The 17,942-nt window shown below is 47.3% G+C and carries 15 protein-coding genes and 1 pseudogene; 8 read left to right on the top strand and 8 right to left on the bottom strand.

From position 1 onward, the window contains the following. Positions 1-18 precede the first annotated feature (18 nt). Positions 19-1,206: an ectoine hydrolase DoeA gene (doeA, locus tag R7093_RS08165; RefSeq protein ID WP_213874345.1), complete on the bottom strand. Its 1,188-nt coding sequence runs from the start codon at positions 1,204-1,206 to the stop codon at positions 19-21. A 271-nt stretch (positions 1,207-1,477) separates the two neighbouring features. Between doeA and R7093_RS08160 the strand changes: the two genes are divergently transcribed. After that, positions 1,478-2,911, top strand: coding sequence for a PLP-dependent aminotransferase family protein (locus tag R7093_RS08160; RefSeq protein WP_080996812.1), 1,434 nt, complete (start codon positions 1,478-1,480; stop codon positions 2,909-2,911). Between the two features lie 20 nt (positions 2,912-2,931). Here the strand turns inward: R7093_RS08160 and R7093_RS08155 are convergent, their stop codons facing one another. Further along, positions 2,932-3,954 (bottom strand): helix-turn-helix domain-containing protein, encoded by a 1,023-nt coding sequence (locus R7093_RS08155; protein WP_170890203.1) that lies wholly within the window; start codon positions 3,952-3,954, stop codon positions 2,932-2,934. Between the two features lie 131 nt (positions 3,955-4,085). Here R7093_RS08155 and R7093_RS08150 point away from each other — a divergent pair, with 131 nt between their 5' ends. From R7093_RS08150 to R7093_RS08140, 3 genes are read left to right on the top strand one after another with little or no spacing between them, the layout of a single operon-like run. Beyond that, positions 4,086-4,847, top strand: coding sequence for an SDR family oxidoreductase (locus R7093_RS08150; RefSeq protein ID WP_318146599.1), 762 nt, complete (start codon positions 4,086-4,088; stop codon positions 4,845-4,847). A gap of 40 nt (positions 4,848-4,887) precedes the next feature. After that, positions 4,888-5,400, top strand: a complete 513-nt coding sequence (locus tag R7093_RS08145) for a 2,4'-dihydroxyacetophenone dioxygenase family protein (protein ID WP_318146598.1) — start codon at positions 4,888-4,890, stop codon at positions 5,398-5,400. Positions 5,401-5,404: 4 nt separating this feature from the next. Further along, positions 5,405-6,463, top strand: coding sequence for a zinc-binding dehydrogenase (locus R7093_RS08140; RefSeq protein ID WP_318146597.1), 1,059 nt, complete (start codon positions 5,405-5,407; stop codon positions 6,461-6,463). Positions 6,464-6,547: 84 nt separating this feature from the next. Here the strand turns inward: R7093_RS08140 and R7093_RS08135 are convergent, their stop codons facing one another. Together R7093_RS08135 and grxB are read right to left on the bottom strand one after the other, a co-directional pair. Then, positions 6,548-7,672, bottom strand: coding sequence for an alkene reductase (locus tag R7093_RS08135; protein WP_140067198.1), 1,125 nt, complete (start codon positions 7,670-7,672; stop codon positions 6,548-6,550). Between the two features lie 10 nt (positions 7,673-7,682). Further along, positions 7,683-8,312 (bottom strand): glutaredoxin 2, encoded by a 630-nt coding sequence (gene grxB, locus R7093_RS08130; protein WP_318146596.1) that lies wholly within the window; start codon positions 8,310-8,312, stop codon positions 7,683-7,685. Positions 8,313-8,528: 216 nt separating this feature from the next. Here grxB and R7093_RS08125 point away from each other — a divergent pair, with 216 nt between their 5' ends. Continuing rightward, positions 8,529-9,464: a LysR family transcriptional regulator gene (locus tag R7093_RS08125; RefSeq protein ID WP_213866901.1), complete on the top strand. Its 936-nt coding sequence runs from the start codon at positions 8,529-8,531 to the stop codon at positions 9,462-9,464. Here the strand turns inward: R7093_RS08125 and R7093_RS08120 are convergent. After that, positions 9,417-10,328, bottom strand: a complete 912-nt coding sequence (locus tag R7093_RS08120; RefSeq protein ID WP_213866902.1) for a LysR family transcriptional regulator — start codon at positions 10,326-10,328, stop codon at positions 9,417-9,419. The two genes, R7093_RS08125 and R7093_RS08120, sit on opposite strands and share 48 nt — an antisense overlap. A 220-nt stretch (positions 10,329-10,548) precedes the next feature. On the opposite strand from R7093_RS08120, the gene R7093_RS08115 reads away from it, so the two are divergent. Beyond that, positions 10,549-13,428 carry an MGH1-like glycoside hydrolase domain-containing protein gene (locus R7093_RS08115; protein ID WP_318146595.1) on the top strand — a complete coding sequence of 960 codons (2,880 nt, stop codon included), beginning with the start codon at positions 10,549-10,551 and terminating at the stop codon, positions 13,426-13,428. A gap of 105 nt (positions 13,429-13,533) precedes the next feature. Here the strand turns inward: R7093_RS08115 and R7093_RS08110 are convergent, their stop codons facing one another. After that, entirely contained in the window at positions 13,534-15,102 is a 1,569-nt protein-coding gene (locus R7093_RS08110) for a DEAD/DEAH box helicase (RefSeq protein WP_318146594.1), read from the bottom strand. Between the two features lie 148 nt (positions 15,103-15,250). Here R7093_RS08110 and R7093_RS28665 point away from each other — a divergent pair. Next, positions 15,251-15,328, top strand: a pseudogene (locus R7093_RS28665) (VOC family protein); the annotation flags it as partial. 59 nt (positions 15,329-15,387) lie between these two features. On the opposite strand, the gene R7093_RS08105 reads toward R7093_RS28665, so the two are convergent. Then, positions 15,388-16,098 carry a biotin/lipoate A/B protein ligase family protein gene (locus R7093_RS08105; protein WP_054576141.1) on the bottom strand — a complete coding sequence of 237 codons (711 nt, stop codon included), beginning with the start codon at positions 16,096-16,098 and terminating at the stop codon, positions 15,388-15,390. A 224-nt stretch (positions 16,099-16,322) separates the two neighbouring features. Here R7093_RS08105 and R7093_RS08100 point away from each other — a divergent pair, with 224 nt between their 5' ends. Further along, positions 16,323-16,649 carry a DUF4156 domain-containing protein gene (locus tag R7093_RS08100; protein WP_053304580.1) on the top strand — a complete coding sequence of 109 codons (327 nt, stop codon included), beginning with the start codon at positions 16,323-16,325 and terminating at the stop codon, positions 16,647-16,649. A gap of 79 nt (positions 16,650-16,728) precedes the next feature. On the opposite strand, the gene R7093_RS08095 is transcribed toward R7093_RS08100, so the two are convergent. Continuing rightward, entirely contained in the window at positions 16,729-17,757 is a 1,029-nt protein-coding gene (locus R7093_RS08095; protein WP_053304579.1) for a hypothetical protein, read from the bottom strand. Positions 17,758-17,942 lie beyond the last annotated feature (185 nt).

Here is a 17,942-nt window from a genome sequence, read left to right as displayed (position 1 = left end):
AGCTTAAGGTTTGAAAAATTAGTGTTTAACAAATAAGTGGCGTGGAAAATCACACAATGTTTTTGCTCCATCATGGGTAATGACGATGCTTTCCGTTGTTTCTAACCCCCAATCTTTGAACCACAGCCCCGGCATAAAATGGAATGTCATGCCTTCTTTCAAGATGGTTTTATCGGTGTCTCGCAAACTCATGGTTCGTTCCCCCCAATCTGGTGGGTAGCTCAAACCTATTGGGTAGCCACAACGGGCACCTTCGCGTGAGAATCCCGCTTTATCGAGAACCTGGTTTAGTGCATTGGCGATGTCGGCGCAGGTATTTCCGGGCTTTGCCACTTTCAAGCCCGCTTCAAGTCCTAGAGTCAGGGCTTCGTCGGCTCGTTTAAACTTGTCGTCAGGCTCGCCAAGAAAAATAGTGCGTGAGAGTGGGCAATGGTAACGGCGGTGCGCCCCTGCGATTTCAAAAAACGTCCCTTCGCCTTTCTTGAAGGGTCTGTCATCCCAAGTCAGGTGAGGTGCGGAAGCATCAGAACCTGATGGCAAAAGCGGCACAATCGCGGTGTAATCGCCAAAGTGGTCTTCATGCCCGAGCACGGCTTGGCGGTTAATCTCGGCAACAAGGTGGTGTTTCGGTAATCCAGGTTCAATCATGTCGAACGCGACGCGGTGCATATTTTCAACAATGCGAGCGGCACGGTACATGTACGCCAGTTCTTGATCGGATTTAACGGCGCGGCACCAGTTGACTAGTCCAGTTGCATCGAGAAGTTGAGCATTCGGTAGGTGCGTAGTGAGTGATTCGTAAGCGGTGGCGCTAAAGTAATAGTTATCTTTTTCTACGCCGATGCGACCACGATCCCAAAGGCGCGGAGCCAGTACGGCTTCGACTAGGAAATCCATCGGGTGTAACGGCGGGTTCATTACATAATGGTCTGGATAGTAGGTAATGTTTTCTGCCGACATATACGCAGTCCTGTATGCTCCGTTGGCATCTTGGCAGCGTCCAAACCAAACAGGTTCATCAGATGGACCAACAACGACACATTGTGGCACGTAAAAAGACCACCCATCATAGCCTGTCAGCCACGCCATGTTAGAAGGGTCATGAATGATAAGGACATCCAATTCTCTTTCTTCCATCGATTGCCGAACTTTCGTTAACCGATCCTGGAACTCATCCAGTGTAAAATGCAAAGCAACGCCTCTCATATTTTCTCCTTGTTAGAAATCCGACGCCTTATGGGCCTTCGGAGACGCTGAGGTATTTCTACCTTCTACCAGCTAGCCAGATCTGCGTTAAAAATGATTGCAATTTACCTCTGGGGTTGTATTTGGATTGAACGATGCTGTTTAACATGTTTGTTTAACCCATACATTTCATGTCAATCATTACAATTGTGGTTTATTTTTGTGCATTTCACCTCGTTTTGTGAGTTAAAGTTCGCCATTTGTTAAATGGAAGTTACAATGAGCATTAAAAATGAATCAATTAAAATATTGTGTCATGACAATTTCTTTGAACCCGATCATTCGGCCAGGCACCGCTAAATACATCTCCATTGGTAACTATCTTGTCGAATGTGTCCGCAGTGGTTATCTAAAACCGGGGACTCGATTACCCACACATCGTGAGTTTGCAGAACAAATTGGCGTCAGCGTACAAACGGTGAGCCATGCATATGGTTATGCAGAGAAAAAAGGGGCGATCGAGTCTTGGGTTGGGAATGGTACTTTTGTCAAATCAGGTTTTGTGGATGAAAGTACGGACACGGAGTTCATGCTGACACAAGAGATGAAAGAAACGCCGGATGAAATTGATATGTCGATTGCACATCCAGTGGTGACCGATCGCCACATTACGCTTTTTAATCAGGCGTTAATGGAGATTGCTGGGCAAACAAACAATCGTGGTTTGATCAGTAAAGCAAAGCCGGTAACAGGTCAGCCTCATCATATTGAGTCAGGAGCACGATTTCTAAGTAGCCAAGGGCTGGATGTGGGTGCCGATCAAATATTACTCACAAATGGAGCATGCCATGGTTTAACGTTGGCTTTAAGCACAGTTGTTGAACACGGTGATTTAGTTGCTTGTGGTCACTTGGTTGATCATGGCTTGATCTCTCGCTCGAGAATGCTTGGATTTAAGTTGCAACCACTTGAAATGGATGAGTTTGGTATAACGCCGGATGCATTTGAATGGGCATGTAAACACAAACCAATCAAGGTATTGTGTTGCACACCTAGCATGGCTAACCCGACTAGTGCGCATATGGATCTTGCACGCCGAGAGGCGATAGCGAATATTGCGCAGCAATACGACATCTATGTCATTGAAGATGACGTGTATGGAGCACTAGAACCTAACCGTGTCCCACCCCTTGCCACATTGTTACCCGAACAAGCTTTCTATGTAACCAGTTTAACCAAAGTTGTAGCGCCAGGCATGCGCACTGGCTATCTGACGGTCCCACGTCATTTTTTGCAGCACGCGATTGGTCGTTTAGCCGCAACGAGTTGGTCTGCGACTCCATTACCATTTGAAGTTGCTCATTTGTGGATCGAGAACGGTACGTTAAATCGACTTATTCGCTTTCAAGTCAATGAGTTTGCTAAGCGACAGCGAATAGCAAAAGCCGCTTTAGAAGGGCATGTTTATAGCTCGCACCCGAATGGACAACACATTTGGTTGAGACTACCCGAGCAGTGGAATAGCGATGACCTGGTTGCTTCGGCAAAGCGTTCAGGGGTGCAGATCACTGGATATAAACCGTTTGTTCTCGATACAAATCAGCCAATGCCTTACGTGCGAATCAGCTTGGGAGCAGAAACAAACCGAGGCTACATCAAACACGGGTTATCTGTGATTGCTGAAATTCTCGATACCAACCCTCCCACCTCACATTTTTTGGTTTGAGCGATAGGTTATTTATGCTTTTATCTGATGGACTTAAACGTTTGTAACTGAGTTTTTTCTTGTCGCCATTGCCTCGGCGATTTCCCCGTCCAACGGCGAAAGTGGCGGCTGAAGACCGCAGTTTCTGCATAGCCCAGTTGCAACGCGATATCGGTAATACTCTGAATATTCTCATGCAATCGCTGTTCGGCGAAATCCTGACGCACTTGTTGTAAAAGCTGCCGATAATTTGTGCCCTGTTGTTTCAGCTTGTTTTGCAGCATTCTCGGATGCAGGTCCAATGCTCTTGCAACGCGCTCAACGCTGCATTCTCCGGTTGAGAGCAGACGGCCAATCATATTTGCCGCTTGGTCACTGAGATTATTAGGGTAACGGGTCTGCAGCTCTTTGAGGTGTTGCTGAAAATGGCGCTCTAGTGCGTCTTCATCTTGGTGGTTCTTAGCGTTAAGTAGACTCGCTTTAAGTAGGATACCGTCAAACTTATCACCGAAACGCAGTTTGTTCTGCTGGGCAAATGCGCTCTGTTCTGCCTCGAAGCTGGCGTGTTGGTTGAGGTGTAAAGAGAAGTGGCTCGCTTCAATATCAAGTAAGCTCGTAACAAACATGGCTAAGTGCGACACACTCAACTGCATCAACTGCGCGATACCGCGTTCGCTGTGCACATCAATATTGAGCGACAACCGTACCCAATCATCTTGTGGCGTCATGTTGAGAGTGACTCCTGACGAATGCAGATAGAGAAAATCATTCACCCGCACCAAGGCTTCACCGACCGTTTCTGCGCGGGAAACCAACATCGGCAAATCACCTAAACTTTGCAGGTTTTGGCGCTCGGCGAGCAACGCACCAAACAGCGGTTGCTTACAACGAGCAGCCGCTTCCTCCAGCAATTCCGCCAACCTAGGGTAGGCGAGATACGTATCGGGATTGCGAAACTGCGCAGCAGACAGCCCGACGGCAGCCATAATCTCAACCGGATTCTGCCCTAGTTCGGAAACCAAGCTATCAAATTTATCGGCAGCGCCACTTCGTACGATATACATGTCTCGATTTTTAAATGTTAACAGGTTGTAAATCGCAATGTATCAAATTTACTTCGCAAAAGGTCAAGTGAGTGTCAACGAGTTGATCTAAGTTACATTTTGATAACAACAGCACATAGACGAGAAGCCGTATGGAACTTATCAATAAAACCGCGATTGTCACCGGCGCTGCAGGTGGAATTGGCCAAGCCATTATTCACAAACTGCTGGAACAAGGCGCGAAAGTACTTGCTGTCGACATTTCCCCTCAATCATTAAATGTGTATCAAGACTTCGATGCAGATCAGCTACGAACATTTGTTGCGGACGTCACCAATTACCAAGAAGTAGAAGCCATGGTCAAGCATGCAGCCGAACAGTTTGGCTCGCTTGACATCATGGTCAACAACGCAGGCATTGGCGCGCCGAAACCTCTGCTTGACCACGACCCAATTGCCGATTTTGAGCCGATCTCAAAGGTCAACCAAAATGGTGTCTACTACGGCATTCTCGCCGCTGGGCGACAATTCCAAGCACAAGGCACGCCGGGCGTGATCCTCAATACTTCTTCTGTTTACGCACGAATGGCGTCTGAGATGACCTTTACCTACAACGTCAGCAAAGCCGCAGTCGATATGATGACCAAATGCGCCGCATTAGAACTCGCACCATTGGGTATTCGTGTTTGCTCCGTCGCTCCGGGACGCGTTGATACTCCGATGTTAAGGCAATACGAAGAGATTGGCCTGTGGGACCACATTCGCAAAGAACAGATGCGTCAAAACTTCACACAACCAGAAGAGATTGCTGATGTGGTGGCGTTTCTGGTCAGCGAGAAAGCCAACTGTATCAACGGCTGCACCGTCAGTGCATCTGACGGCTTCGAGAACTTTAAGTACCCACTCATGGGATAGGCGAGCACGCCACATTACAGCAATAGCGAGGATGTAAGTTATGTCATTACCAGAAGTTATTCAGCATCAAGATTTCCTATTAACTCTTAATACTAATGAGGAGTCGCTCATCAAAGACGCACTACCGGGTGTGGATGTTTACCCATTGTTTCTTGATCCAGAAAACGGTACGTGGGTGATTCGCGCCAAATTCAAACCGGGTATCACTCTACCTAAGCACTTCCACACTGGTGTGGTGCACTTCTATACACTGAGTGGCGCGTGGCACTACATCGAGTATCCAGACCAAGTCCAAACCGCTGGTAGCTACTTATATGAGCCGGGCGGTTCGATTCATACCTTTCACTGTCCAGAAGAGTCGGGTGGTGCAGATGGCTTTATGGTGATCCAAGGTGCAAACATTAACTTTGACGAAGAAGGCAACTTCATCAATATCATGGATGCGGGTTGGATTGAGCAAGTTGTTATTGCAACAGCGAAAGCACAACGCTTTACCGCGCGTTACATCAAACCGGGTGCGATTGCTGGCCTGAGTGATGATCTTGCGGAGTAACCCCATGCAACAGATGAACAGTATCGTAATGCAGGATGGTAGTGTCCGCCTGAAGCAAGTCGAAATCCCCAAACCCGCTTCGGGACAAGTGTTGGTTCGCAGTCTCGCCTGTGGCATTTGTGGCTCCGACCTTCACATTACTCGACACGCGGATGAGGTATTTGATGTATTCCACCAGCTCGGGTTGATGCCTGATGAAGCCGGTGAGCACGCTCAAGTGATGTTGGGGCATGAGTTCTGTGCGGAAATTATCGAATACGGTGCCGATACGCAGCAAACGTTGTCCGTTGGTAGCCGAGTCACCTCAGTGCCGATGTTGCTCAGCCAAAATGGCGCGGGCGTTGGTGTTACTCCGGGTACTTATGGCGCTTACTCTGAGTACTTCCTGCTTGATGAAGCGTTATTGCTACCTGTGCCAGACGGAATGCCATCTGAGGCGGCGGCACTGACTGAACCACTGGCGGTCGGTTTGCACGCGGTCAATCGCAGTGAAATCGAGACGGAAGAAACCGCGCTGGTTGTCGGTTGCGGTCCTATAGGGCTGGCGGTGATTGCTGCACTGAAACAACGTGGTGTGAGCAATATTCTTGCTGTCGATCTTCAGGAAGAGAAGCTGCGACTTGCCAGCGAGTTTGGCGCAAATCGATTGATCAACCCGATCAAGGAAGACGAGATCGCTGTTGGTGAGCAGTACGCGATGAACTCACGTCTGGTCATTTATGAATGTGTTGGCAAGCATACTTTGATTGACGATTTTCTGCGCCGTGCTCCTGCCCGATCACGAATCGTTGTATCAGGCATTCATACGACACCCGCAATCATTAACTACGCGTACGCGACAGTAAAAGAGCTCGATTTGAGATTCTCTTACTACTACCAACCGCACGAGTTTGAGCAATGCCTACAAGCGATTGCCGAACATAAGTTACCTTGGCAGAAAATGCTTACCGCCAAAGTGGGAATCGATGGTGTGGAAGATGCGTTTAGACAGCTAATGACGCCAAATGATCACATCAAAGTCGTTATCGAACCTTGGCGCTGCGGCGCGTTAGAAGTGATTTAACTCTTGGCCAAATTAAGCTAGCTAAAACCAATTTTAGTTTGGTGACAGCCCCAACCGTAGCAGCTAGGTTGGGGCTTTTTTTTGTTAGGCCTGTTCTGCGCATTCCTGTTGCAGAGCAGGGTAATCGGTGTAGCCTCGTTCGTTTCCGCCAAACAACGTTGATCCATCGAGTTCTGCCAACGGATGGTGATGTTGCAATCGAGAGACCAAGTCTGGGTTTGCTACGAATGGTCGTCCGAATGCGACAAGATCCGCGTAGCCTTTCTCTAACACTTCGTTTGCTCGTTGAGGATTGTAGCGACCTGCGACAATGATAGCGTTGCGAAAGCGCTTTCTAAGTTCGATTCGAAACGTCTCGGGAATCGTTGGTGCATCGGCCCAATCGGCCTCGGACAAGTGCAAGTAGGCAATGTCGCGCTCCTGTAGCTGTTTTGATGCTTCCAAGATCGTTGGCACGATATCTGGGCAGTCCATATCTTTAAACGTAATGAATGGTGCCAATCTCACTCCAACTCGATGCGCACCAACAGCGGCGATAACTGCATCCACTACTTCGATAAGAAAACGGATACGATTTTCTCGTGAACCACCGTAGTTGTCTGTTCGATGGTTTGAGTTGGTTCTTAAGAACTGATCGATCAGATACCCATTCCCGCCATGGATTTCTACACCATCAAAACCCGATTCAATGGCGCGTTTGGCTGCGTTCGCGAAATCACCGACAACTCGGTTGATATCCGCTTGTGTCATGGCGCGTGGCTCAACACAATCGACCATATTGCCGTTGCCTTGTTCATCTGCAATCCAAACTTGCGTCTCTACCGGAGCGAGCGCAGATGGCGCGATAGGCTGTTCACCATTTTGGAATGTTGGGTGAGACACTCTGCCCACATGCCATAGCTGACAAAACATCGCTGCGCCTTGTGATTTGACCGCTTGGGTCACACCCTGCCAGCCCGCCACTTGCGCATCGGTGTAAACGCCAGGGGTGAACGAATAGCCTTGAGAATCGTCCGAAATTTGTGTGGCTTCGGAAATGATCAGCCCGGCAGAAGCGCGCTGTTGATAATACGTTGCCATCATCTCATTCGGGATGTTGCCCGGCTGAGTGGTGCGTGCGCGAGTCATTGGTGCCATGACAATACGGTTTTGTAGTGACAACGATTTCAGTTGAGCTGGTTCAAACAGCTTGTTTGGTCTTTGTTTCATGTTGCGCTCCTTAGATAAGTACTGGCACGTTGGTCGCTTTCCGAGCGGTTGCCATCCAGTGAAGTACGGCTGGATCCCATTGCACTTCGGGCGCACTGAAAAAGCCGCGTAGAATGGAAAACATAATGGCTTGATCAACCAGTGACGTTTGCTTTTCTGAACTTAGGTTGAGCAAGGGTTTAGTTTGTTCTATCAAAGCGGCGACTTCTTTCGCAATCGCAGGTGTATCGTTAATCAAAGCTTCAAAATTTAACGCTTCGGTTTCTTTTCTTTCGCGCCATGCTTGTTTAGCGGTTTCTGTTGCAAATTCCGGTAACGTCATGTTTGACCAACGCGGATACCCGACTTTTTGTAGCGGTAAAAACGCTTGTTTTTGCCAGTCTAAAACCGGTTTGGAGGGTTGGCTGTTTTCGCTGGAAGATGCCAATTCAAGGAAGTAGTTGATGATGTCTAAGCTTTCCGCCATGGCTTCACCATCGTCTTTGATCAAAAGAGGAACTTGTTTTGCGCCGATGATGTTTGTGGTAGTGCTCTCGTCGTCATAAGCAATGTTGATGACGTCGAGCTGAATATTCAGCATGCCTGCAACAAAACGGACGCGGGCGCTAAAGGGGCAATGTTCATAAATGTACAGTTTCATTTTTTGTTTCCTATCTCTTGGCTGGGCAGGGCGTGTTGTTGTGCGTTGAACACAGTGACGCCGAATACAGCGTGACGGCGTTTAACTTTGCCCTGTCACATAACGTTCTGGGTCTAAACAATGTCGATAGGGTCAGTATATGGATTCGACTTAATTTGATAATTGGGTAATATCTGAATTGATTATTCAGTTTTTCCAAATAATAAGGGCGCGAAGGTGGATAAGTTTTCGGATATGACGTTGTTTGTCAGCATCGTTAAACATCAAGGTCTGGCAGCGGCGGGAAGGGAGTTAGGTTTATCTCCAGCGACGGTAACGGCAAGGCTGCAAGCGATAGAAGAACGCTATGGCGTAAAGCTGCTCAACCGAAGCACACGCCACGTATCACTCACGGACGCAGGGGCAATGTACCATCAAGCTTGTCTGAACATCATTGATAGTGTGAAAGAGACGGAAAACTTGCTGCAAACGGGTATTTCGGAAGTGCGCGGAACGTTGAAAATTTCAGCTCCACGAGATATTGGCAAACAAATTATTTCGCCGATGGTGTCGGCTTTTTCTGAGCAATATCCGGATATGACGCCTTATCTTTATCTTAATGACAATTTATCGAACTTGGCTGAATCGGGGCTCGATTTGGTGATTCGTTACGGCGAGTTAGCGGACAGTAATCTCATTTCGCGCAAGCTGGCATCGAGTCAACGTGTGCTGTGTGCGTCACCTGATTATTTGGGGAAGCAAGGTGTCCCAAACTGTCCACAAGATCTCGCGGATCATCGCTGCTTAGCCATGGTGCGTAGCAATGAAGAATTAAAAACGTGGCACTTTAAAGATGAAGAGTCTCACCAAACGATCATGGTCACGCCAAAGCGCTTTTCTGATGATGGTGAAGTGATTCGACAATGGGCGTTGGAGGGGGCGGGGATTGCGTTGAAATCGATTTTAGATATTCAGCAAGACCTCAAACAGCAACGTTTAGTAACGGTTTTGGATGGGTATATGAAAAACTTCAGCGCCTTCTCGCAAGGCGCTGAAGCGGATCTGCATGTCATTTATCAAAGCCGTCAATATCAACCGAAAAGAGTTCGCCTGTTTTTGGACTTTCTAGTTGAGCAATTTAGCGCGCTGAGTGATGCCAGCAATCAGCTCTAGATGCGATTCAGAGGTTTCTCTGCGGTGGCGATAAATCCCGACGGTGCCAGGGTTTGGTTCTTTTTCCATGGTTAAGCATCGTAAGCCAAAGGATTCCAAATACGGTTGCAGATGGCGAGTATAAGACATCACCGCGACGCTTTCTTTCAGTACATCAATGCTGGCGAGCAGAGAATCCACTTCGTAAGTCGGTCTGTCATCCAGTTGCTGCCTTTCGCGTTCATTTTGTTTCGGGATTGGGTTATCGATGACGTGAGCGAATTTCTTAGCGTCATAAGTGACCGAAAGAGCGGGGTATTCGTGCAGCATCTCTTCGGTGACGGCTTTCCCTAGAAGTGGGTGGCTTGGGGAAACAAAATAGGCATCAACCGTTTGAAATAGTGGAATAAACGTAACATCGCATTTAGACGACAAGCCGACAATCTCGTGGCCGATGAAGAATTCAATCTGTTCGTTGATTAATGAATCCATCAAGCCTAAGTGGTTGCCAAATTCGACGTGCGTAGATGCCGATGGTTGCTTGGTCAGATGGTCATTGAGTGCTTGTTTGACGAACAGCGGCCACCACGCATCGCCAGTACCCATTTTAATTTTTCCGACTTGGTACTGTTTCCGTTCATCAATGCTTTGCATCATTTGGTTGTATTCATGCTGCATCGCGTTGCTATGGCGATAGAGGATGCGTCCGTATTCGGTCAACACCATGCCATTAGGATGACGTTCAAACAGCGTCACGCCGAGATTCTCTTCCAGCTTCTTTAAATTGCTTGTTACCGTTGGCTGGCTTAACCCTGCCATTCTTGCCGCAGCACTGATGCTTTGGCAGCGTGCAACCAGTAAAAATTGCTGCAGAGATTTGTCCATTTTCTTTCCCCTCTAAGAACGAGGGGTATTTTGCACAATTTCATTTATAAATCACAAATCTGTAATCTCATTTGATTGAAATTATGCGCATTTCATAGATCTACATCACTGTTGGGGTTTGACGTATAGATGTTATCTATAGCTCGCTCCTGACTTCCTATTTTCCCATCAAAAGGGTGTTCTTTAGACTGTCGCCAAAACAACAATCTAAGGGATGAACATGAAACCGAGTTTTATTGCGCTTGCTGTCGCGTCTTGTATTGGTCTTGCTGGATGTGGGTCAGATTCCTCTGATGCGCCTGTGCCGGTCGACAAACCAATTATTTCAGCCGACTTATATTTACGTGGTTTAAATGGGGATTGGGGCACGGCAGAGCATGCCAAGCTAAACTATTTGGGTAATAACGAGTACGAAACCGTACTGCGCGTCGCTCGAGGTAGCAATCAGTTCAAGATTGCTGATCCGGGTTGGCAGATCCAATACACCTATTTTGAGGAGCCCGCGGCGTTCGATAAAGCTCAAGAGTACCTGCCAAAACCGGACACGAATGAAGCGTGTATGAACGATGATTGCAACTCTGAGATCACGTTTGAAGACAAAGGGTATTACAAGTTTTCTGTGAGCTTTGCCGATGAAAGTCGCGCGACAATGACTGTGACGAAAGCAACGCAAGAAGAAGCGGAAAAATACTACTCTGATGCGATTCTCGACCCTGCAATGGTGCATGAAGGGCATCAGAATAAAGAAGTGAAACTGTTCGCCAATTACGATGACTCGAGTGATACCGTGATTTTTTCGGTGAAAGATCCTAAAGCTGAGCTGCGTGAATTTGGTATTTCAACGACGACAGAATTGCGTGATGCGCTCGACCAAGGCTTAGTGATTAATGAACAAACAGGGCCGCGAGTGGTGTCGGGTGATGTCGCGTTTGACGCGTTGTTTGCGTTGACGATGAAAGAGCTAGACCAGCTTGCCGTTTCTGAAATCAAAGACGGCAATTACAACTACAACAACCCAATCAAAGCGGAAGTTTTTGAGACGGGCGCGAAGTGGCATTACGTATGGACGCGTGATTTGGCGTACGCAGCAGACCTTTCGCTTGCATTGATGAATCCAACTCGGGTGCAAAATGGTTTGAATTTCAAATTGTCCGCTTTCCGCGACACGACCGATCAGCAATACGATGGCGAGCAGATTGTGCAAGACACGGGCACTGGCGGCAGTTGGCCAATCAGTACCGACCGCACGACTTGGGCGCTTGGTGCTGAACGCTTACTTTCGGCATTGGATGGAGAAGAGTACAACCAATTTGCCGAGCGCGCTTACAAAGCGATCAGTAATACACTTGAAGCCGATCGCCTGGCGGCTTTTGATGCGAAATCTGGTTTATACACTGGTGAGCAATCATTCCTTGATTGGCGTGAGCAAACGTATTCAACGTGGACGCCAAACGATGTCAATGCGATTGGTAGCAGCAAAGCGTTATCGACAAACGTGGTTCACTACCGCGCGATTCAGCTCGCGGCTAAGTTGGCAGAGAAGTACGATTCAACCAACGCGGTCAAATACACCGAGTGGGCTGCACAGCTAAAAACCGCTATCAACGAGCAGTTTTGGAATGCCGAACGCGGTATGTACGTAAGTTATTTGTTTGATAATGGCAAAGACATCGCGGTCGACAAATATGACATGTTGGGCGAAGCACTGGCGATCATCAGTGGTGTGGCAAGTGATGCGCAGGCGAAACAAATCATGGCCAATTACCCACACAGTGAGTTTGGCGTGCCGGTTTATTTCCCTCAACAACCAGACGTGCCTGTGTACCATAACCGCGCAATTTGGCCATTTGTTACCGCGTACAGCTTGCGCGCCGCGCATCAAACACAAAACGTGGCAGCAGCGAACAATGCCATTCAATCGTTGGTTCGTGGTACAGCGACCAATTTATCCAACATGGAAAACTTAGAGTGGCTTTCTGGTAAGTCATTCATCATCCATAGTGATCATGGCGAAGATCCGAGCTTGGATGGCCCAGTGATTAACTCTCAGCGTCAGCTTTGGTCTGTGGGTGGCTACTTGAACATGGTGGTAGAGACCCTATTTGGCATCCATACCGAAACAGGTAAGTTGGAAGTGAAGCCATTTATCACAAGTTGGGTGCGCAATAACTTGTTGGCTCAGTCTGAACAAATCACGTTGGAAAACTTTGCCTTCAAAGGAAAGAACTACTCGGTAACGATTGACTTGCCTGAAGTAAGCAAAGATGAAACAGGTTACTACCCAGTTGAAAATGTCACGATGGACGAAGAGGGGCATTTCCACGTGACACTGGGCGCGCTTGTGAATGTAGATAGCAGCATTACTTTAGTTTCTGGGGTGAAACCGTATGTGAGTGAAGATAGCCGCGTTTATTCTCCGCAAGAGCCAACATTGGTGGTAAAAAGCGTTGATAATTCGGTTTCGATTGACGTGATGAGCAAGTACAACGTGAACTTGTATCGCAATGGCGAGCTGATTCAAAAGAACGTGATTGCTCAATCTTATTCCGATACGCCAACAGGTTTTGCGTGTTATTTGGCTGAAAGCATTAACGATAAAGGTTTCCGCTCTAATCCGAGCCAACCAGTTTGTGTCGGTGAAGAGATCCGCATCAAACTTGATGGCGAATATCAGCCACTCAAAGACAATGTCTCAGTGGTTACGGTGAGCAAAGAGAGTGCCATCGTAAAAGGTGCAGAGTCGTTTACAGCTCCTGTAACGGGCACTTACCAGTTCGATGCTTGGTACAACAATAACCTGGGGCAACTTAATACTGGCATCACGAACACCGTGAAATTGTTAGAGGTATTGGATGATGCAGGTAAAGTGGTTGGTCAAGGTTACTTGCAGATGGGCCATATTGGTGAAAACCAAGGTATGCGTTACTCAACGCCAATTGAAGTGACGTTGGAGCAGGGGAAAACCTATCAGATCGCGCTGAAGGACCACTTCAATATGAGTTACCTCAAATCGAATGAAACCTACATTTACGCTGGTGGTATTGAGGGTGAAAAAAACGAAGCGCAAATCGCAGATATTCGAATCACACCTTTAATGTAGGCTGTTTTAACAAAGCTGCGTTCTAAAAACTGTGTTCTAAGAAAAACAAAGCCGCTGAGATTATCAGCGGCTTTGTTGTATTTGCTATCGGGGGCCGTTTACAGGTTAGTTTGCCGCCTGCGGACGAGGTTTACGGCGCTGACCTGACGGTTTGTTTCCTGCAGGTTTAGCATTGTTTGGCTTGCGGTTACCTGACGGTTTACCAGCGTTGCCACTCTTATTACCGTTTGGTTTATTTCCATTCGGTTTATTGCCATTTGGCTTGTTGCCGTTAGGTTTGCGGTCATCTGGTTTGCTGTTTGCACGACCTTGGCCTTCACGGTTGCCTTTAGGCTTGCCCGCACCGCCTTGGTTGGTGCTGTTTTTGTTGCCGTTGTTACCACCGTTGAAGCGACGTTTAGGTTTGTTTGCACCATTGCCTGCTTTCTTTTCGGCTGCTGGAGCGTTTTCACCCGAAGCATTTGGCGCTTTTGGTTTTTTCGGCTTCTTAGGTTTTTTCGGTTTGATTGGGCGAGTATCCAGTGTAGATTCTGGCACCACATTGGTTGGCGCAAAACCTTCCAACTCTTTACGTGGTAGTACTTCTTGAATCAAACGTTCAATCGCAAACAACTCAGATGCTTCTAGCGCGCACACTAGTGAAATCGCTTTACCTACTTCGCCCGCACGGCCAGTACGACCAATACGGTGAACGTAGTCTTCCGCCACTTTAGGTAGCTCAAAGTTCACCACTTGCGGCAATTGAGGAATATCGATACCGCGTGCAGCAATGTCCGTCGCGACTAACACACGAATTTCACCCGATTTAAAATCCGCCAGTGCTTTGGTACGCGCGCCTTGGCTCTTGTTACCGTGGATGGCAGCAGCAGGTAGATTTTGTTCGATCAGGAACTTCGCTAGACGGTTTGCTCCGTGTTTTGTTTTCGTAAACACCAGCACTTGCTTCCAATCGCCGTCTTTGATCAATTTAACCAACATCGGAGCTTTCTTCTTCACGTCTGCTGGGTAGATGCTTTGCTCAACCGTTCTCGCCGTCGAGTTTGCCGGGTTCACTGAAATCTCAACCGGGTTGTTCACCAAGCCTTTCGCAAGGTCACGGATTTCATCCGAGAAAGTCGCCGAGAAAAGTAGGTTCTGACGCTGTTTTGGTAGCAGAGCTAGGATCTTACGAATGTCACGGATAAAGCCCATATCCAACATACGGTCTGCTTCATCGAGCACTAGCACTTCCAGTTGGTCGAACTTCACCGCATTTTGGTTGTACAAATCCATCAGGCGCCCTGGTGTCGCGACCAACACATCCGCACCTTTGCGAAGACGCTGCATTTGCGGGTTGATCTTCACACCACCAAAAACCACCGCACTGCTTAGTGGAAGGTGACGGCCGTACATAAACACGTTTTCTTGCACCTGAGCCGCAAGTTCACGCGTTGGCGTCAGGATAAGTGCACGAACTTGGTTAGCACGAACGCGAGGGCCGTTCGATAAACGCTCAAGAATCGGTAGCGTAAAGCCTGCGGTTTTACCTGTACCAGTCTGCGCTGCTGCCATTACGTCTTTCCCTTCCAAAATAGCAGGAATTGCTTTTGCCTGAATTGGTGAAGGGGTGTCGTAGCCTTTCTCTTGAATAGCTTTAAGGATTGGAGCAGATAGACCTAACGAGGTAAAACCCATATGTATGATTCTCAATTGTAGAGTTAGATAACAACGCGCCGAAAATAAATCGGTGCGAAAAGTGCGACATTCTGAGGCTTTTACGCGCAGGCTTCAACTAATTCCGTCATGGATAAATATTTGAACTGGATCTCATTTCTTTTTGGCAGGCAAAACTGATAACTGGTTTGGTCGATCGATTGAATGGTTTTACGTTGGCGATGCCCATTCTTACATCGCTATCACGGTATGCAGTTTTAGTTTATCAAATGCTGTTCGGAGTGTGGGGGAGGCTTGCTCCTTTCATTACTCCGCTTTTGCATGCGTTAAAAACGCACTCGTCAATTGCTGAAAGAGCGAATCTACCGACGGGCGGTCGGATATATGATGGAAGAGCGGTGTGTGGACATCACCACGAATATCATCGCTGTGACCGCAAAGCTGATTACACATTCGTACTGGTTCGACAATCTTCTCGACGTCGGCATCAATCAGAATGCATGCTTGTGATAACACCACTTGTCCGCCGCCTTTTTTAAGTAAAACACGCTGTGCGGTTCCCACGATTTTTTGCCCGTCAATGTTGAGGTTGTACTCGCCATCGCAGTAGGAATAAGGCGTTGCATGAACATCCACTTTCACGCCGAGCTGTTTAAAGAAAACCGTTAATATCGCACATAAATCGAGATACGCTTTTTTGATGTTGTAAGGCTCGCCTTCTGGCCAGTGGTAAATGTGGGATAGATTGATAATACCTGGCACTTGAGGGACTGGTGCACCACCGGTTTTACGGGAAAAGAGTTTCCAGCCCGACATGTTTAACGCATGTTCTAACTCATTAGACACTGGCCATTTCTTACCAGCGGGAAGCACGAGCGTTGGGTTTTTTATTTGCCAAAGCAATAGCACTTGCGAGAGTTGGTTGGACTGAACTTGTTTAATGAGCTCATCTTCTTTGTCAAATGCATCAGCGACTTCCGTAGCTGTGTAGCGAATTAGCTTATTTTTAGCAACCAAACTCTATCCCTCGCGGCTATTTAATCGTTACTGTTGTATCTCAGATACAGCTTTATTGCTAGGTCTGAGTGATTAGGCTTTTGCTCGCTAGCTGTATGATCATCTTTTGGATCTTTTCCGTTGTCCATTAATTCTGCTTGAACACGCGATAAAAAGTTTTTGCTAGTCATCACATCAGCCATTCATAAAATCTGCCATCTATGAAAAATTTTGGCGATATAAGTATGAAAAAGCGAGTGATGACTCTCGCGTTAGCGGCATCATTAACGGGATGTGTGACGTTCCCAACTCAAGAATCTGAGCAAGTACAGGTGCTTTGGGACAATGTGAATGCGATTGAAAACTGTGAACTAATGGGTACCGTGATCGGTTCAGAAGGACACTTTTACGACTATTGGCTTCACGCAGATAAAGACATGGTTTGGGGTACGTTAAACCAAATGTGCATCAAGGCGGCAGATTTAGGCGCAGATACCTTGTACTTATATCAACCGTTGAGCTTTTCTACGTCAGTGACGATGTTTGCAAATGCTTACAAGTGCAAACAGTAGCGATTTTCTTGCTCATAATTGAAAGACAGGCGCTGCTCGCCTGTCTTTGATGCGTTCTACAAATACTGGCGACTTTGCGTTAATTGACGTTTGCTGTCGCCACCGCTGATGTATCAGAGAACGACAATGTAAAGTCTCGCTCGGTATTAAGCACTTTGGCTGGAAACTCTAAGCTCAACTGCGTATGTGGCGCGACTTCTGAAGCAATGCTAGTAACGAATTTTCGGGTTTCTCCAGGAGAGATCGATATGTCACTTCCACCTTGTGATGAGAGCTCAGCGATACCCATTGTTTCAAGTGTGTTACCTGCAGTATCCGCCAGGTGTAGTAAAGATTCTGACTTGTAGATTAATTCTCCACTTTCTGTGCGATATGCATTAAACGTGTTGAAATTTGGTTGTAATGATCCTTGTGAACCAATGTTAGTAACGGAAAATGTCACATTAGCGCCATCAAAGTTCTCGACTCTTACGAGTACGTTACCGTCTTGGTAACGAGCGGCTGCTGCCGCGGTTGCTTGTTGTTTCTGCCGCTGTTTCTCTTTTTCAATGTCGCTTAACTGTTTCTGCTCATTAGCGATTCGATTCTTTGCCATGGAGTACGACTGATCGACCATTGCTATTAAAGCGGGGATTGAATACAAAGTGAGGCCTTCCAAATGGTCAAAGTCGATTTTGGCATGTTGAGTACGTTTATGATTAGAAAATTGGCAGTAACCATCAATCAAACTGATGAAAGCCACTTCAAAAGTGCCTTGTAATCGGCTTACTTCCTGTGCTGCTTTCTCTAGATTTGAGCGGACTTTCCGAATCTCTTCCAAACTCTTTTGTGAAAGACGACCGTTTGGCGATACGTCGTTAGAAACCGAAACCAGTTCTTCGGTCACAAATGGATTGTTTTCGGCTGGAATCACCGTAGTTATACGGTTGGATTTGGTGATGTCTTCGCCCAATAAAACCATCATTTTTTGCGATGCGGCGGTTGTGTTGCCCGCTAATACGTCACTACAGTTTGGCGACGTATTGGCATACACTGCGAATGCGGTAAAAAGTGAAAGTGTAACGGACCAGCCGATGGTGACGAGTCCTGTCGTGGTTCGAGTATTCATCCTGATAACCCCTCTGTCATTTGGTGCGATTCACTGACGTAATTGCCAATCAAAAGATTGGCTCGCGACATTCAGAATGGTTCTGGTCAACCCTTCGTAGTGGGTATGCCCACAGATGCTTTTTTAGTCGTTTATCAACCGCTAAGCCACGATTGATAAAGTGTCTGAAATTGAGAGCATTAACG

Source organism: Vibrio sp. 1580 (assembly GCF_033340055.1).
Note: the sequence above shows the minus strand (reverse complement) of the source record. Positions and strands in the feature narration are given on the sequence as shown.

What these genes read in the sequence shown, in the direction of transcription:
- doeA (WP_213874345.1), bottom strand. Translation starts at nt 1,206, where the DNA reads ATGAGAGGCGTTGCTTTGCATTTTACACTGGATGAGTTCCAGGATCGG.
- R7093_RS08160 (WP_080996812.1), top strand. Translation starts at nt 1,478, where the DNA reads ATGAATCAATTAAAATATTGTGTCATGACAATTTCTTTGAACCCGATC.
- R7093_RS08155 (WP_170890203.1), bottom strand. Translation starts at nt 3,954, where the DNA reads ATGTATATCGTACGAAGTGGCGCTGCCGATAAATTTGATAGCTTGGTT.
- R7093_RS08150 (WP_318146599.1), top strand. Translation starts at nt 4,086, where the DNA reads ATGGAACTTATCAATAAAACCGCGATTGTCACCGGCGCTGCAGGTGGA.
- R7093_RS08145 (WP_318146598.1), top strand. Translation starts at nt 4,888, where the DNA reads ATGTCATTACCAGAAGTTATTCAGCATCAAGATTTCCTATTAACTCTT.
- R7093_RS08140 (WP_318146597.1), top strand. Translation starts at nt 5,405, where the DNA reads ATGCAACAGATGAACAGTATCGTAATGCAGGATGGTAGTGTCCGCCTG.
- R7093_RS08135 (WP_140067198.1), bottom strand. Translation starts at nt 7,672, where the DNA reads ATGAAACAAAGACCAAACAAGCTGTTTGAACCAGCTCAACTGAAATCG.
- grxB (WP_318146596.1), bottom strand. Translation starts at nt 8,312, where the DNA reads ATGAAACTGTACATTTATGAACATTGCCCCTTTAGCGCCCGCGTCCGT.
- R7093_RS08120 (WP_213866902.1), bottom strand. Translation starts at nt 10,328, where the DNA reads ATGGACAAATCTCTGCAGCAATTTTTACTGGTTGCACGCTGCCAAAGC.
- R7093_RS08115 (WP_318146595.1), top strand. Translation starts at nt 10,549, where the DNA reads ATGAAACCGAGTTTTATTGCGCTTGCTGTCGCGTCTTGTATTGGTCTT.
- R7093_RS08110 (WP_318146594.1), bottom strand. Translation starts at nt 15,102, where the DNA reads ATGGGTTTTACCTCGTTAGGTCTATCTGCTCCAATCCTTAAAGCTATT.
- R7093_RS08100 (WP_053304580.1), top strand. Translation starts at nt 16,323, where the DNA reads ATGAAAAAGCGAGTGATGACTCTCGCGTTAGCGGCATCATTAACGGGA.
- R7093_RS08095 (WP_053304579.1), bottom strand. Translation starts at nt 17,757, where the DNA reads ATGAATACTCGAACCACGACAGGACTCGTCACCATCGGCTGGTCCGTT.